The following is a 16,191-nucleotide window of genomic DNA, read 5'->3' as shown; positions in this document are numbered from 1 at the left end:
AATTGAGCGTCCACGCTCTCGTAATGCGGTATAAACGTAAGCGTGGACGCTTACTTTGGTAATAGTTCAAGCGAAAGACGCTTAAACTTGCGTTGCATATTATAGATTGCAATAACCCTGCTTTCAAAAAGAAGATTAATTTAGGCGATTTACTTCAACTTCTTAACCAGCACATTAAAATCAACACCAACAACCGGGATCTTTTTCCATGGCTCGGCTTCAGTGTCTTTGTGAAAAGTGCCGCCATTAAATAAGCCACAGGCAAAGCCAATATTTGAACCGGGTTTAGTTGTCAAAAACTCAATGGAAACTACGATATCTCCGGCTACCTTAATATTATATGGAGATAAATCTACAGTAGTTAGCTGATGTGTTTCCTGGTTATCATATTTTTTTATATATCCTTTTATTTCGTCTTTAACCAAATTGGCTTCGTTTGGAAACTTTCCGGCCATTTGGTAAACATTTACTTTAAAGGGAATGCTGTCATTTGAGCGGTTTTGCGTATGAAAATTCAGCCTGAGCAGTTGTACTTGTTTTTTACCGGCACTCATTTCAATGCCAACTTGTCTGCCTTTAACAGCATCAAAAGAAGTGTTTGATGAGCCCGTACGGGGCTTATTGCCTATAGCTTTGGTTTTATCCTGGGCGGATACGTTAACCGCAACAAAGCATAAAAAACATAGGGCAATGAGTTTTACAAAATTTCGGGGGAATATCGATTTGAACATAACAATAAGTTTTAGATGGATTTATAAGGTAGACGATGGTGATAAACAAATGGTTGCAAAGTCAATTTGATTTTTTTAGGATCTATTTATAAGGAGGTACACTATATACGTCTTCCGTCATTTTTCTGCAAGGCACATATTCGGAGACGCATGTAATGCGTCTCTACAAAAACAATCACTCTTTTTTAATCGCACTGTTCCTGATAAAAATGACCGACATCAGCGCGCCCAAAAAACCAAGCCCGGCGCAGATCCGCATAATATTCCCGTATGCTGAAATAAATCCGTTATGATAAGCAATCTCAACTGCCTTTTTATCCGGCTCGTTAATACCAACAGGTACTTTGGCGTTGCCTAAATTTGCCGATTGCTCTATAACTGCTTTTCTGTCTTTTTCATTCAGGGTTAGCTTCTTCAACTCGCCCTGCATCGCCCCCGAAAAAAACAATACTGCCAGTGCACCAAAAATGGCATTGGCAAAAACATTGGCTATCCGGGTCATGGCATTGTTAATGCCCGATGCCGTTCCCGAAAAATGATCGCTCACCGAGCCCATAACTGTAGCTGTAAGCGGAGCAACGGTTAACGACATACCAAAGCCAAAAACAAGTACTCCCGGAAAAAAACTTGTCCAATAATCAGACGGGCCTGCGGTTTGTTTTATAAACGACAGGATCAGCAAGCCCACTCCTGCTAACGCCGGACCAACAATGAGTAATAAACGCGGGCCTTTTTTATCGGCAATGGCACCGGCATAACGCGCAATGGAGATCATAAGCACTGTAAAAGGTAAAAACGTTAAGCCCGATTGCAATTGGCTATACCCCTGCACCTGCACCATGTTTAACGACATGAATAACATTCCCCCGCCCAAACCGGCATACAGAAAAAATGTAAGCAGGTTTATACCGCTGAATGTTCTGTTGCTAAAGAGACTTAACGGCATCATGGGATGTTTACTTGTACTTTCGATATATAGAAAAACTATCAGCAACAATATTCCCGCTCCTAATGAGCCATAAACCTGCCAGTTATTAAAGCCAACTGCGGGCATCCGCAAAAAGCCAAAAGTAAGCAACGCAAGTCCCAGAGCAATAGAAATAGCGCCGGGAAAATCAATAGACTGATCAGCGCTGTCATCCTTGCTTTCAGCAACTTTGCGCCAGAGAATGAGTAATGCCACTATCCCAATAGGCACATTGATAAAAAATATGTATCGCCACAAACCTGCATCGGCTAAAGCCCCGCCAAGCACCGGGCCGCCCATAGTTACCACCGTTGTAATGGCCGACCACGTACCTATTGCTTTCCCCCTTTCTTTTGCATCAATAGATGATGAAATAAGCGAAAGGCTCCCCGGTATCATCAGCGCACCGCCAACACCTTGTACTATCCTGAAAACAATAAGGTAAAATACTCCCGGCGAAAGGCCACAAAGTGCCGAACCGGTTATGAAAATGAAGATGCCTATCATGAAAACCTTCTTTCGCCCCAATTTATCACCGAGTGAACCGCCAACTAAAATAAGCGAAGCCAGCATGAGCAGGTAAGCGTTCAGGATCCAGAATAGGTCGGCCCCTTTGGCATCGAGGCTTTGTTGTAAAGCCGGCAGCACCACATTAAGCGCAGTACCATCAATAAACGCCATAGCCGAAGCCAGTATAGCCGAAACCATGATCCATTTGCCGGCAGGGCTGCCTAATGAAACTGTAGCCATATATTATAAGATTGTAACTGAAAGGTTTACTACAAAGTTGCAGTAAATGATCGGATTAACCCGGCCGAAAAGAAACAAATTACAGCATGGCCAAAAAAATATGACTATCGCCTGAAAACACCGATATTTTCCGGGCATAGCAGTATCAGCAAAAATATAGCGGAGAGATCAAGCGGTAAAACCTCTGATTCATTCACAGCCGAAAATAGCACCATTAAAATAGCTAACGTAATTATTGCGATAACATGGTTGCGATGCGGAATGGGGATCCCGATTCTATCAATAAATCGCTTAGCCTTAAAATTACTCCGGTATATAAACGGCAGTATCAAAAAATAAAAAGCACCTGCGGCTATCAAAATCCAATAGAGCACGATTTTGCCGGTCTCATTAATTTTGATTATTCCGTTTGCATTTGCCCCCAATATTACCGTGTTGGTTTTAAACAGCGAATGGGTTGACAGATGAAAAAGATCAGGCAGACTGCTCATTTTTTCGGCTATAAAAAAGAAGCTTACTATTCCCGCCAAAATCAGAACAATACAAAATTGGATACTGCGGTAGCGGGAAAGCCTTATGATGTATGCTATTGAAACCCCAAGAATGATGAGCAGCAACAAAACGGTGATATAACCAATAAATCCACCGGCAGGATTGTACATCATGTCAAAATATACTTTAGCGGCAAAGAAAAGCATAATAGCCCCTATGGTGAACATGATCATTAATCCGAATATCAATGTCTCAAACTTTGTTAAGCTGTTCTTTTTACGGGCAGTATTATAGGTATTGAGCACGGCAATTATTTATAGATGATGTAACGACTAACAAAAACTTACCAAAACATGTTTCGGTATTCTTTAAAACGAAAACATGCTCCAAATTATTTCCGTCACATCAACAGCTGCATTCATCACATTTACTTCTGAAGGGCATATTGTTGCTGTATCATTGAATTATAAATCAACAGCCACATGAAAAAGCTTATCCTGATACTCATTCATCTCACCATTGCGTACTTTTTAAAAGCCCAGCCGCCGCAACAACCCATTGTTTTGGGACGGATAGACACGGTTTACTCCAACACCCTGAAAGAAAACCGGCCGCTCTGGGTTTATACGCCTGGATTTGATACCAACTATTTTTCAAAACCGGAGTTTCCGGTTTTGTACGTTTTAGATGCCGATGATCATTTCATGTCGCTGGTTACCATGATCAAAGAACTTAGTGCAACCGCCGGTAACACCGTATTGCCGCAAATGATCATAGTCGGCATCCTGAACACGCCAGGCCACCGTACCCGCGATCTTACGCCTACCAACAGCACTATGGATAAATCATCAGGTGGAGGCGAAAACTTTGCAACTTTTATGGAGAAGGAGCTGATCCCATATATAGATAAAACATATCCAACCGCCCCCTATCGTACCATGATTGGCCATTCACTGGGCGGATTAACCGTGATCAATATGCTATTAAAACACACCCAGGTTTTTAATGGCTATGTAGCTATTGACCCCAGCATGTTTTATAATAATGATAACCTGCTTAAACAGGCAAACGCTATACTTAGACAAAAGAGCTTCGACGGTAAAAAGCTTTTCCTTGGCTTTGCCAATACCATGCCAACCGGGACAGACACGTTACAGGTAAAAAAGGATACGTCCGAAGTATCACATCATATCCGGTCGATCATGAAGCTGGCTGATAATCTTGCCGCCAATAAAACCAACAAACTGTTATGGGTAAAAAAATACTATCCCGATGATGATCATAATTCGGTTCAGTTCAATGCCGAATATGATGCGTTGCGGTTCATTTTTAAAAACAATCGATTCCCGGGAAACCAGCCTTATAACCAATACTTTAACAAACAATATAGTGCTGTGCAATTAAGGCAAATGATAGATGAACATTACAAAGCAGTGTCGGCCGAAAGAGGTTACACTGTACGCCCACCCGAAGCCGAAATGAATGGCATAGGCTATGCCTTTTTACAACAAAAAGACTATGAAAAAGCTGCTATGTTTTTCCAGGTGAACATTGATAATTATCCAAAAAACTTTAATGTTTACGATAGCATGGGCGATTGTTTTTTAGCTCGCGATGACAAGGCCAATGCCGAAAAGTATTTTAAGAAAGCCTTATCAATAAAATATACCAAAGAAATTATGGATAAGCTGGATAAGGTACAAGCGGAGAAATGACTATACGCAAAAGGAAATTTTCAAGTCTCCCCTTCAGGGGAGATTTAGAGGGGCTATTCAATAAAACTCACGGGCTCCAAATCCTTCAACTCTTCATCGGTGAACAACCTGGAGTGGATCATAAACCTAAACCCCGTCGGGATTTCAATTGAAAAGCTTGAGCCACGGCCTTTGGTAATATCAAGCTGCAGCTGGGTATGCTGCCAGTATTCAAACTGATCTTTACTCATCCAAAATTCGCAGCCATCTACCTCTCCTATTTTCACATCGCTGCCTCCAAGTTTAAACTCTCCTTTTTCAAAGCACATAGGCGATGATCCATCACAGCAACCACCGCTTTGATGAAACATCAATTCACCGAAACGGGATTTGAGTTCGGCTATGAGCCCGGAAGCTTCTGGTGTTATGGTTACTCTTTTGACCATGGAAAAATCACTGCATTTTAAACATTCAAAGTATATCAATGACATAACCGCATAAAGACTTACGAAGTTTTGAAATCTTCGTAAGTCTCGGGGGAACGGGGATCAAATTTTAGAAAAAACCTAATTTGTTCTTGTTATATGAGATTAGCATGTTTTTAGTTTGACGGTAGTGACCAAGCATCATTTTATGATTTTCGCGGCCAAAACCTGACTTTTTATAACCACCAAACGGAGCATGTGCAGGATAAGCATGATAGTTGTTTACCCAAACCCTGCCCGCCAGTATGGCACGTGGCACCTGGTAAAGTTCATGTGCATCGCGTGTCCATACACCGGCACCTAAACCGTATAAGGTATCATTAGCTATCGCGATGGCTTCTTCGGTGGTTTTGAAAGTGGTTACGCAAGCAACAGGACCAAAAATCTCCTCCTGGAAAATGCGCATTTTGTTATTGCCTTTGAATAAAGTTGGCTGAATATAATAGCCCCCTCCCAACTCACCTTCCTGTTTTTTCACATCGCCGCCACAAAGTACTTCCGCACCTTCCTCTTTACCTATTTTAAGGTACGACTGAATCTTCTCGTACTGATCGTTAGATGCCTGTGCCCCCATCATGGTATTTCCATCAAGCGGATTACCCATAATGATGGCATTGGTGCGCTCAATCACTTTCGACATAAACTTGTCATAGATATTTTCATGCACCAGGATCCTCGACGGGCAGGTACAAACCTCGCCCTGGTTTAAGGCAAACAGTACCGCACCTTCCACAGCTTTATCAAAAAATTCATCATCGGCATCGGCAACCGATTCAAAGAAAATATTGGGCGACTTGCCTCCAAGTTCCATCGTAACCGGCACCAGGTTTTCAGACGCATACTGCATAATAAGACGGCCTGTTGTTGTTTCGCCGGTGAAGGAAACCTTGGCAACCCTTGGCGATGAAGCCAGCGGTTTGCCTGCTTCCGGACCAAAACCGGTAATAATATTCAAAACACCCGGCGGCAAAATATCCTGGATCAGTTCCATTAAAACCATGATGGATGTTGGGGTTTGCTCGGCCGGTTTAACTACACAGCAGTTACCTGCAGCAAGCGCAGGGGCAATTTTCCAGGTAGCCATCAACAGCGGGAAATTCCACGGAATGATCTGTCCTACCACACCCAGCGGCTCATTTAAACAAATGCTTACAGTATATTCGTCGTGTTCAGAAATACCGCCCTCTTCTGCCCGGATCACGCCTGCAAAATACCGGAAGTGATCAATCACTAAAGGTAAATCAGCAGCACGGCATTCGCGGATAGCTTTGCCGTTATCAATACATTCTACAACAGCCAAAAACTCCAGGTTAGCTTCAATAACGTCGGCTATTTTATTTAACAGAGATGCCCTGTGTGCGGCCGAAGTTTTGCCCCATGTTGGGAATGCGGCATGAGCGGCATCCAAAGCCAATTCAACATCTTCCTTTCCTGACCGTGCAGCTTTAGTAAACACCTTGCCATCAATGGGCGAAATGTTATCAAAATATTCGCCTTTAACAGGCGGAACAAATTTGCCGCCGATAAAATTGTCGTACTTTTCCTTAAAGGATGGTTTAGAAACAGCGCTCATAATTTTTATGTTTTTTTGGTAACACTAATGTAGAGCTGTCTCGCTGTAAGGCATTTGCATTATGCTCTCAAATGGTAGCACAATGGTCGCATTTTTATTACCCGCTTGTTAATCAAAATAAGTATGCCTAATTTGGTATAAATTATAAACGGCTATGAATAACAAAACCCTGTTATCTCCACTAAGCCTTTCACACGGAAAAGAACTGAATACATTGATTGAAAACCGCAAGGCTTACACCATGAACCATTGTGAGCTCAACGTTTTTGAAACATTTCAGCGCAGCGAACTCGTGCCCCTTACTTTTAGCGACCTCGTAATAACCAGCATGTTGAGGGGTAAAAAAGTGATGCACCTGTTTGATAAGCCCGGTTTTGATTATCTGCCTGGTGAAACGGTTATCGTTCCACCCAATATTACCATGAAAATTGATTTCCCGGAAGCCACCATCAACCAGCCATCGCAATGCACCGCTTTGGCTATTAACCACCAGGAGATTGCCAATACGCTTGATTTTTTAAATGAGAACTACCCAAGGGAAGATAGACGGATATGGCAGCTTAATTATAACCAGTTCCACTTTTTTAATAATTATGAACTGGCCCAACTCATCAACAAACTTATCCGCATCAGCACCGGCGATGCGTTAACCAAAGATGTGCTGGCCAACCTCACTTTAAAGGAATTGCTGATCCGCATTATGCAGATGCAAAATCTTAACGAGATCAGCGATAACCTGCATGAGTTATCAAGCGGCAGCCGTTTTGCTTATGTGCTTGAATATATCAGGGTTCATCTAAGCGAAAAACTTAATATTGATGCTTTGAGCCAGATGGCCTTCATGAGCAAAGCCAGTTTTTTCCGGGCGTTTAAACATGAACTAGGGATATCACCGGTAGATTATATCATTAAAGAGCGTCTGCAATTAGCCAAGCAGCTCATGAACAATCCGCACAATAGCATCTCCGAAGCTTGTTTTAAAGCCGGGTTCAATAATCTTAATTACTTTAGCCGGGCGTTTAAAAAGATAGAGGGTACTACCCCAAGCTATTACAAAGCCAGGCTAAGGGGAGGGCATTTAAATTAGAAAAAGCAAATAGATGGTGATCATTTCAACGCAAAAAAGACATCTCATATGCGATTGTTAAGCTACACACTTGAGATGCCTTTTACCTAATAATTAACTTTCTGAATGTTTATGCTGATTTGCGGCTGTTGCTGATCAATGCCGATTCATAAACTGCGCTGATGATCTCCTCCGAAGAAAAAGTGCCCAGGAAATCCCAATCGATATGACTGTAGATAACCTGCTTTGATGGCTCAATAATATAAGTTGCCAGTAAAGGCGCGTTTTCGTCGATGCCCGAAAACCTGTCCCATACCGGGTAATCATCAGAATATACCCTGAATTGTTGCGCTATTTCTTTATCGGTATCATGATAAAAATTAAGGGTAAGGCTTTGCTCCCATGCCCATTTCTCAAGCTCATCGGTGCGGTCATCACTAATGATAAGCAGGTTGCCTCCGCTTGCTTTAACTTCATGATGCAGATTGTTTAGTTGTTTAAGCTGAGCCAAACCTTGCTGCCCCCAGTGACGCGAGTAAAAAGAGATAACCAATGGTTTATTCAATAAATTGCGCTGTGAAATTGGGCCGTGTGTTTCGGCACCATTATAAAATTGCTGCCAACGGCTATAATCGTTACTTAATTTAAATTCAGGAACCAAATTACCAGCCTTAACAGGGTGTAATGACTTCAGCTTGCGAAAGCTAAGGTCACGTTCGGCAACAACTTCAAGCAGGTCAAAAAAAGGATATTTATTGTTATTTGTGGTTTGCATTTTGAAATAGATTTATGATGTTACGGATAATGTTTCAAGGTAATTGTAGTTGAGTTTTATTGTTCAACAACAACGGCATAATCCATAAACTACCCGGTAACGCATGAGCAAGCCCGGCGGGATGACGCTGCTAATTTGTTTATTGCTGGATGTGTTCATAAAAATATATTAATTGAGGTCAGTAAATTTAAAGGAGTGTAACAGCTTGTATGTTGTGGAGAAAATTTCAACAACAGCAACACATGGGCATATACACACCACCCCTGTTTTCGGCCGATGTATATCTGTTGCTGGTGATTAAACTGTTGCCCGTCATTTGTTTTTGAATGTTATGCAACAAATATACTACAATATCTATAAACCTAGTAGAATTTATTAAAAAAATATTTACCCATTTTTCAATATCAGAATTTCCTGTTCTATATGGGTTTTCTATCGGTTAACATTCGATACCTTTCCTTTTCTGAAAAACAAAACCTTGTAATTTACGTTCCGTATAACTAATAAATTAACTATGCAGAACAGGCTGAAACCACAATACATTATCGTACTTGCTTTAAGTGTTTTAGTCCTTTCCAACTGTAAAAACAACACAAAACAACATCTCGTTTCTAAAGCCGATTCCCTAAAAAAGAAAATGACCAGGGAATGGACAAAAACCATTCCGGGTAACTTTAGTGATCAAACCGAACTTGTATTTGACAGCACGCGCATTGCCGCCTTTCTACAAAGCCACCCTGCATTGGTGCCTTATGAACAAGATCTGCGAAGCTTTTACCGCAAGCGCAAATTTGCCTACGCCTGGTATGAAAAAGGCGCATTAATTGAACAGGCCGGCAACCTGAACGACAGGTTAATGAACCTGCAAAACGAAGGGATATATAAAGGTATCCCCTATCAAAAAGATCTGGATTCGCTGATATTTGACAGCCATTCCAAAACAAAAGTTAAAAAACCGGATATTGGCACCGAGCTAATGCTTACAGCGCAATATTTCGCTTTTTCAAAAGTGGCATTCCGGGGCATGAGCGATTCGGTAAGCCGGGCAGTAAACTGGTATTTGCCACGCAAAAAGATTGCTTACGATGATTTTCTGGATACGCTCCTGAAAAAGCCATCGAAACAAGCATCCACCTTAAGCGAGCCCGTATACCGTCAGTATGATTTACTGAAGAACTTTCTTACCAAATACCGCGAGCTCGATGCTCATGAAAGCTGGGAACCGATCAAACTCAACAGCAAATTAAAACCCGGCGATTCGTCTGCAATAATTGCCCGTATAAAAACCCGCTTATACAAACTGGAAGATTTTAAGGGAGATACTTTAAACAATAAGTTTGATGATGAGCTTAAGGCTGCCATAACTCAATTTCAGGCCAGGCACGGGCTTACAGCTGATGGTTTGCCTGGTTCCGGCACTATGGCTGAAATGAATATTCCCCTTAAGTCGAGGATCAAACAGATCATTGTAAACATGGAGCGCTGCCGCTGGCTGCCAGTAAGTTTAAATGCCGACTATCTTGCCGTAAACATTCCTGAATTTAAGCTGCACGTTTATCACGCCGACAGCTTATTATGGAGCTGTAATGTGGTGGTTGGCCAAAAAGTGCATCAAACAGTTATATTTTACGGCGAAATGCAGTATGTTGTATTTAGTCCTTACTGGAACCTGCCCGAAAGCATTGTACGCAATGAAGTGCTCCCTGCTATGCGCAGCAACCGCAATTATCTTAACGAGCACAATATGGTAATAACCGGAAAGGAAAACGGACTTCCGGTAATTCAGCAAAAACCGGGGCCGTCCAACTCTTTAGGGCTGGTTAAATTCCTGTTTCCGAATAGTTACAGTATTTATTTACATGATACGCCATCGCGCTCACTATTTGGCGAATCATCAAGGGCATTTAGTCACGGCTGCATTCGTGTAGGTGAGCCTGCAAAACTGGCTTCATTCCTTTTAAAATATGATAGCACCTGGACCGCCTCCCGCATCAATAAAGCTATGCATCTTGGTAAAGAGCAGCAGGTTACGCTCAAACAAAAAATGCCTGTATTTATAGCTTATTTTACCGCTTTTACTGACAGGAATAATCTTCTCAACTTCCGCAAAGATATCTATGACCGTGACGATCAGCTTGCTTCCATGATCATGTCAGGCACCGGGCAATATTAGTGTTAAGCTAATAGTACTAAGTCTTAAGTAAAAAGTTAAGTTCATACATTTTTGATTTAGAACTTAAGACTTCCGGCTAATGAATATCTGTCATTACATGATTAACATCACACCTGTTCCCCTACCCCCCTCTTTTTTTATCGCAGTTTAAAATACTGGTAAATAATAGTTACAAAATATTTTTTACGGGTTTGTAGGCAATCGCTAAAATTTAATTGTCCTCACTTTAAATCACCATGGTGCGTCCCTACGAAGGATACTTTTTTCCTTCAGCACGGTGATCATTAACCAAACTATATGACATTATTAATAAACCCAGGAAAACGAATGCCTATGTAAAAAAAGCTTACTCTCCCCGCTACAGGCAATAATTACCCGGAGGGAATTACTGCCCCGAAAAAGATTTTTGAATGTTTATAACTGCGCAGTGCTTCCAGGGCGCTTCGCTATTAACTCCCTTTAAATTCAATAAAATATGAAATTTTTCAAACACCCGGTGGGTGTACACAGGCCATGGGTATCAAAATCCCTCAACCTGTGTAAATTTGCCCTTGCAGGTATGGTGCTCTTGAACATGCAGGCTTCGGCTGCTGAAGCGCCAAAAGCAAAAGCCAATTCAAACTTTAATTTTAACTTAAACTTCGCAAAGCTTACCGGTAAGGTAGTTGACGAAAAAGGCGAACCGCTTGTAGGCGTAAGTATCAGGATCAAAGGCACCACCACAGGTACCCAAACAGATGCCAATGGTAACTTTACACTTGATGTACAGCCAAACACTGTATTAATTGTAAGCTATATTGGTTATGCCACCAAAGAAGTTGCGGTGGGAGGCAAATCAACAATCACTATTACATTAAATGCCAATACAAACCTAAACGAGGTTGTGGTAACGGCATTAGGTATCAAAAAAGAACAGAAGAAATTAGGTTACTCGGTATCAACCGTTAAAGGGGATTTGCTTGATAAAGCAAAAGAAACGAACGTTGCATACTCATTAGAAGGTCGCGTTGCGGGCTTAAGTATTAGTGGTGTAAGCGGCGGTCCTGGCTCTTCAGCACGCATTTTATTACGTGGTGTAACCAGCGGATCAGCGAATTCTCCATTATTCGTTATCAACGGTATTCCTATGGACAACTCATCCCGTGGTACATCTGGCGAGTGGGGCGGTGCGGATTATGGCGATGGTATCAGCAACATCAACCCTGATGACGTTGAAACAATCACTGTATTAAAAGGCCAGTCAGCGTCAGCGCTATATGGTGCTCGTGCATCAAATGGTGTAATTTTGATCACAACCAAAGGTGGTAAAAAGAACTCAGGCTTTGGTGTTGAGGTTAACAGTAACACGCAATTCGATAAACCAATTAACTATGAAGACTTCCAAACCGTTTACGGCCAGGGTGAACATGGTGTAAGACCTACTAATGTGGCAAGCGCTATATCAACCGGTAACTTAGGCTGGGGCGAAAAGTTGGATGGTAAACCAACTATCCAGTTTGATGGTAAAATGTACCCGTACTCAAATAAAAGCAACTATCTTGATTTTTACCGTACAGGCAGCACCTTTACCAATACTGTATCATTTGACGGTGGTAATGAAACAGGTGCCTTCAGGTTATCGTTATCTGATCTACATGCCAATTCGATTGTGCCAAACAGTACTTTAGACAGGAAAACCTTCAACTTAAACGCTAATCAAAATGTTACCGATAAGTTGAACATTGCTGTTGTTGCCAATTACCTTGTTGAAAACTCAAAAAACAGGCCAAGCTTAAGTGATGGTCCGGGTAACCCTAACAACGTATTGTTCCTTGCTGCCAACGAAGATCAGGCCGCTTTAAGCCCAGGTACAACTGCTTCCGGCGCAGAACAACAGTGGAATAACGATATTTACGTTACCAACCCTTACTTTGCAGCTAATAGCTTCATCAACAACACAGGTAGGAAACGTTTAATTTCTTCATTAACTGCACGATATGATTTCACCAAGTGGCTTTATCTGCAAGCGCGTATTGGTTATGATAACATTAACGACAGTCGCTTTAAAGTTACGCCTACCGGTACTGCCTATTCAAGTAATGGCGCAGGTGGCTTAGATGAGCAATCAACCGCACAGCAATACGAAATAAACTATGATGCATTGTTAGGTGTAAAACACGACATAGTAAAAGATCTCTTGTCGTTTGATATATCAGCGGGTGCCAACCAGCGCAGAAATAGCTATACATATACCAGCTTAAGCGGCGGCCCGTTCATTTTGCCATACTTCTATAGCTATTCAAACCTGCAAACCAAAAACGCTGCAAGTTATAACTTCTATCAATCAAGGGTTAATTCAGCTTACTACACTGCAGATTTTTCAGTTAAAAACTATCTTGTGTTAAGTACTACTGGTCGTTATGACACCTACAGTACACTGTATCCTGTCGTAGTAAAAGGCAACGGAGGTATTTTTACACCATCAGTAGCAGGTAGTTTCATTTTCTCTGAGTTTACTCATCCATCATGGCTTGATTTTGGTAAGCTGCGTGTTTCATATGCAAAAACCAGCAACGAGCCAAGCAGCACTTATATTACTCAACAGTATTACAATATCAACAACCCTGTTAATGGTGTTGTTACCGGAGGTTTCTCAGGCGATCTTCCAAACTATTTCCTGAAACCTTATACTTTAACAGAAACTGAGATTGGTACTGAGATGAAATTCCTGAACGGCCGTGCAAGTTTAGATATTGCTTATTTTTATCGCAAAACTAAAGACGAAATACTTAAAGGTAACCTCGATGTAGCTACTGGTTACAATAACCGTTACATTGGCACTCAATCTACTCAAAACAAAGGTATAGAAGTTGAGATAAAGGGAACTCCGGTTCAAACACCATCGTTCTCATGGTCGCCGTCTATCAATTTCACTTATGTGAATAATAGAATATTACAAACTGACCCTTTAGGTACAACGCAAGGCTTGGGTACTTACAGGCCGTTAAATGCAAACCTCGCACTTGTAGTAGGCATGCCTGGCCCACAAGTTATGGCAACCGATTTCAAACGCAATGCTGCTGGTCAGATTATTTTTGACGCAAACGGGTTACCGGAGTCAGATGGTGTTCGTACACCGCACGGTAGCACAGTTCCTAAATATTATGGCGGTTTTAATAACGATTTCAGCTACAAACACATTAACTTATCATTCCTGATCGATTACAGGTTTGGCAATAAAGTGTTATCAGCAACCAACTATTACAGCACTTACCGCGGTTTAAACAAATCAACCTTACCTGGGCGTGAAGGTGGTGTTGTAGGTGACGGTGTAACTGAAGATGGTCAGAAAAACACCAAAGCTGTAGAGGCCGAAGTTTACTACCAGGCTTTAGCTCAAAGGGTATCTGCGATAAACGTACTTAACGGCAGCTTTATTAAACTGCGCCAGGTAACTTTAGGTTACACCTTTACAAAGGGCTTCCTTACCGGCACTCCATTTAATGGCGTAACTATATCAGCTGTTGGCCGTAACCTTTGGACAATCAAGAAATACTCAAACAACATTGATCCTGAATCGGGCTTTGCAAACAGCCTTGCCTACGCAGGTATTGAAGGTACCAGCTTACCAAGCACACGTACCTACGGTATAAATGTTAACTTTAAACTTAAAAAATAACAGAGAGATGAAAAAACGACTCATATATAGCGGCTTTTGTTTAGCCGCAGCTCTTGTTTCGGGTTGTACAAAAGATTTCACCAAGATAAACACAAACCCTAATGCAACATCGGCAGCTGTGTTTAATCCTAACTTTCTTTTAGCACAGGCCCAGATCCAGTATTCACAAACTGGTTACGATCAATTGCTTTACCAAAGCATGTGGTCACAATCGTTAGCTTCAACTTACGATTATTATGGCAACGGTGATAAGTACATCTATAAAGGTTCATTTAATGATTACAAAGCAAGGGTTTACAACAGCGGTTACTCTGCCGAAACACTTGTACAGGAAATGAAAAACCTTACCGATGGCAAAGCCGAATACGCCAATTTGAATAAAATTGCTACCATTATGAAGGTATTCATTTTGCAGCGTGTAACAGATGCCTACGGCGATGTTCCTTATTCTGAAGCTGGTATGGCCAAGCAAGGGATATTTGCACCTAAGTTCGACAAACAACAGGATATTTATAATGCCATGCTCGCTGATCTTGATGGTGCTACTGCTGGTCTTGATGCTTCAAAAGATAAACCAAGCTCAGATCTTTTTTACACTGGTGATATCACCAAATGGAAAAAATTAGGCTATTCACTAATGGTGAGGGTTGCTATGCGTTTAACTAAAGTTGATGCTGCTACCGCTCAAAAATATGTTGAAAAAGCATATGCCGCCGGTACCATGACCAGCATTGATGACAATGCTAAAGTAAAAACCGACAATGCGAACGGTAATTCAAATAGCACAATCAATGCGCTTACCGTTCCTGATGATTTCAGAGAAGTACGCTGGTCAAAAACCCTGATCGACTATATGCAAACCACTGCCGATCCAAGGATTTCAGCTATCGCTGAGATTGCATCCGGAACCGGCAAAGCAGCTAACTCAAACGAAACTGTAGCAGGCAATAACGATGCATCTGTTCAGCATGGTATGCCAAACGGTTATGACCTTAACGGCGGCGCTACTGATATCAGCAAAGCACCAGGTTATCCGGGTACTTCACCTGCCGATCCATCCGTTGCGAATGACGCTGCAGCACCAGACGGTAAATACTCACGTCCAAGGTTACAGGTTTATTATACCTCAAGCAGCAGCATCTCACCTGTTGATAAAAGCGGTATCAATATGCTTCTAACTTACGGCGAAACTGAGTTGTTATTAGCTGAAGCGGCAACAAGAGGCTGGAATACAGGTGTTGCGGCAACACATTATGCAAACGCGCTTGTTGCTGACCAGCTTGAACTTGCTCAGTTCAATGCTGCTGCAACCATAAGTAATGCCACAGCTACTGCTTATGCAGTAGCTCACCCCTTGGTACCAGCCACTGCACTGCAACAAATAAATATGGAGTACTATGTTGAAACATCTTCAACTTTTATCCATAACGAAACCTGGGCTAACTGGAGAAGGACAGGCATCCCTGCACTTACGCCGGTTAAATATGTTGGCCAGTTCACCGATGGCTCTATTCCTCGTCGTATTCAGTACCCGCTTACCCTGATCACCACTAACGCTGCAAATTATAATGCAGCGGTTAAAAGTTTATCAGGCGGCGATAACTTTACGTCACGAGTATGGTGGGATAAATAATACCCCTATATAGATTCACTAAAAAACAAGGCTATGGCTTCATAGCCTTGTTTTTTAGTTTTACAACAAAAAGGATTGGCTATCCGGTAGCATTTCTCAATTCAAATAATTAATTTTAAGTCCCCTGCAACCCGGAATAATAAAAATCTGTTGATAATGTGTTGTTCTTCTCCCCTCTTTAATTTGACTATTAG

Annotated in this window: 11 protein-coding genes; 5 read left to right on the top strand and 6 right to left on the bottom strand. The window is 41.7% G+C overall.

Going from position 1 to position 16,191, the window contains the following annotated elements; all coding sequences use genetic code 11:
- Window positions 1-149: 149 nt before the first annotated feature.
- The 3 genes from AC59JO_RS18960 to AC59JO_RS18950 all read right to left on the bottom strand — a co-directional run bounded on the left by AC59JO_RS18960 (window position 150) and on the right by AC59JO_RS18950 (window position 3,245).
- Window positions 150-731, bottom strand: coding sequence for a hypothetical protein (locus tag AC59JO_RS18960; RefSeq protein WP_497307184.1), 582 nt, complete (start codon window positions 729-731; stop codon window positions 150-152).
- 175 nt (window positions 732-906) lie between these two features.
- Window positions 907-2,448, bottom strand: a complete 1,542-nt coding sequence (locus AC59JO_RS18955) for an MFS transporter (protein WP_497307182.1) — start codon at window positions 2,446-2,448, stop codon at window positions 907-909.
- 104 nt (window positions 2,449-2,552) lie between these two features.
- Window positions 2,553-3,245, bottom strand: coding sequence for a hypothetical protein (locus tag AC59JO_RS18950; RefSeq protein WP_413667456.1), 693 nt, complete (start codon window positions 3,243-3,245; stop codon window positions 2,553-2,555).
- Window positions 3,246-3,422: 177 nt separating this feature from the next.
- Between AC59JO_RS18950 and AC59JO_RS18945 the strand changes: the two genes are divergently transcribed.
- Window positions 3,423-4,655, top strand: a complete 1,233-nt coding sequence (locus AC59JO_RS18945; protein ID WP_497307180.1) for an alpha/beta hydrolase-fold protein — start codon at window positions 3,423-3,425, stop codon at window positions 4,653-4,655.
- 53 nt (window positions 4,656-4,708) lie between these two features.
- On the opposite strand, the gene AC59JO_RS18940 is transcribed toward AC59JO_RS18945, so the two are convergent.
- Both AC59JO_RS18940 and AC59JO_RS18935 read right to left on the bottom strand, forming a co-directional pair.
- Window positions 4,709-5,080: a DUF779 domain-containing protein gene (locus AC59JO_RS18940; RefSeq protein ID WP_413667454.1), complete on the bottom strand. Its 372-nt coding sequence runs from the start codon at window positions 5,078-5,080 to the stop codon at window positions 4,709-4,711.
- 109 nt (window positions 5,081-5,189) lie between these two features.
- Window positions 5,190-6,692 carry an aldehyde dehydrogenase family protein gene (locus tag AC59JO_RS18935; RefSeq protein ID WP_497307177.1) on the bottom strand — a complete coding sequence of 501 codons (1,503 nt, stop codon included), beginning with the start codon at window positions 6,690-6,692 and terminating at the stop codon, window positions 5,190-5,192.
- A gap of 154 nt (window positions 6,693-6,846) precedes the next feature.
- On the opposite strand from AC59JO_RS18935, the gene AC59JO_RS18930 reads away from it, so the two are divergent.
- A complete protein-coding gene (locus AC59JO_RS18930) occupies window positions 6,847-7,779 on the top strand; it encodes an AraC family transcriptional regulator (protein ID WP_497307175.1) in 933 nt (310 codons plus the stop codon).
- A 109-nt stretch (window positions 7,780-7,888) separates the two neighbouring features.
- On the opposite strand, the gene AC59JO_RS18925 is transcribed toward AC59JO_RS18930, so the two are convergent.
- Complete coding sequence (locus tag AC59JO_RS18925; protein WP_413667451.1) at window positions 7,889-8,533, bottom strand: redoxin domain-containing protein; 645 nt, start codon at window positions 8,531-8,533, stop codon at window positions 7,889-7,891.
- A 514-nt stretch (window positions 8,534-9,047) separates the two neighbouring features.
- On the opposite strand from AC59JO_RS18925, the gene AC59JO_RS18920 reads away from it, so the two are divergent.
- The 3 genes from AC59JO_RS18920 (at window position 9,048) to AC59JO_RS18910 (ending at window position 15,997) form a co-directional block, all read left to right on the top strand.
- Window positions 9,048-10,706, top strand: a complete 1,659-nt coding sequence (locus tag AC59JO_RS18920; protein WP_497307173.1) for a L,D-transpeptidase family protein — start codon at window positions 9,048-9,050, stop codon at window positions 10,704-10,706.
- A 475-nt stretch (window positions 10,707-11,181) separates the two neighbouring features.
- Window positions 11,182-14,364 (top strand): SusC/RagA family TonB-linked outer membrane protein, encoded by a 3,183-nt coding sequence (locus tag AC59JO_RS18915; protein WP_497307171.1) that lies wholly within the window; start codon window positions 11,182-11,184, stop codon window positions 14,362-14,364.
- Window positions 14,365-14,371: 7 nt separating this feature from the next.
- Window positions 14,372-15,997, top strand: a complete 1,626-nt coding sequence (locus AC59JO_RS18910) for a SusD/RagB family nutrient-binding outer membrane lipoprotein (protein WP_497307169.1) — start codon at window positions 14,372-14,374, stop codon at window positions 15,995-15,997.
- Window positions 15,998-16,191 lie beyond the last annotated feature (194 nt).

This window comes from Mucilaginibacter sp. A5337 (assembly GCF_059690695.1).
This window is presented reverse-complemented; position numbering and strand designations above follow the sequence as displayed.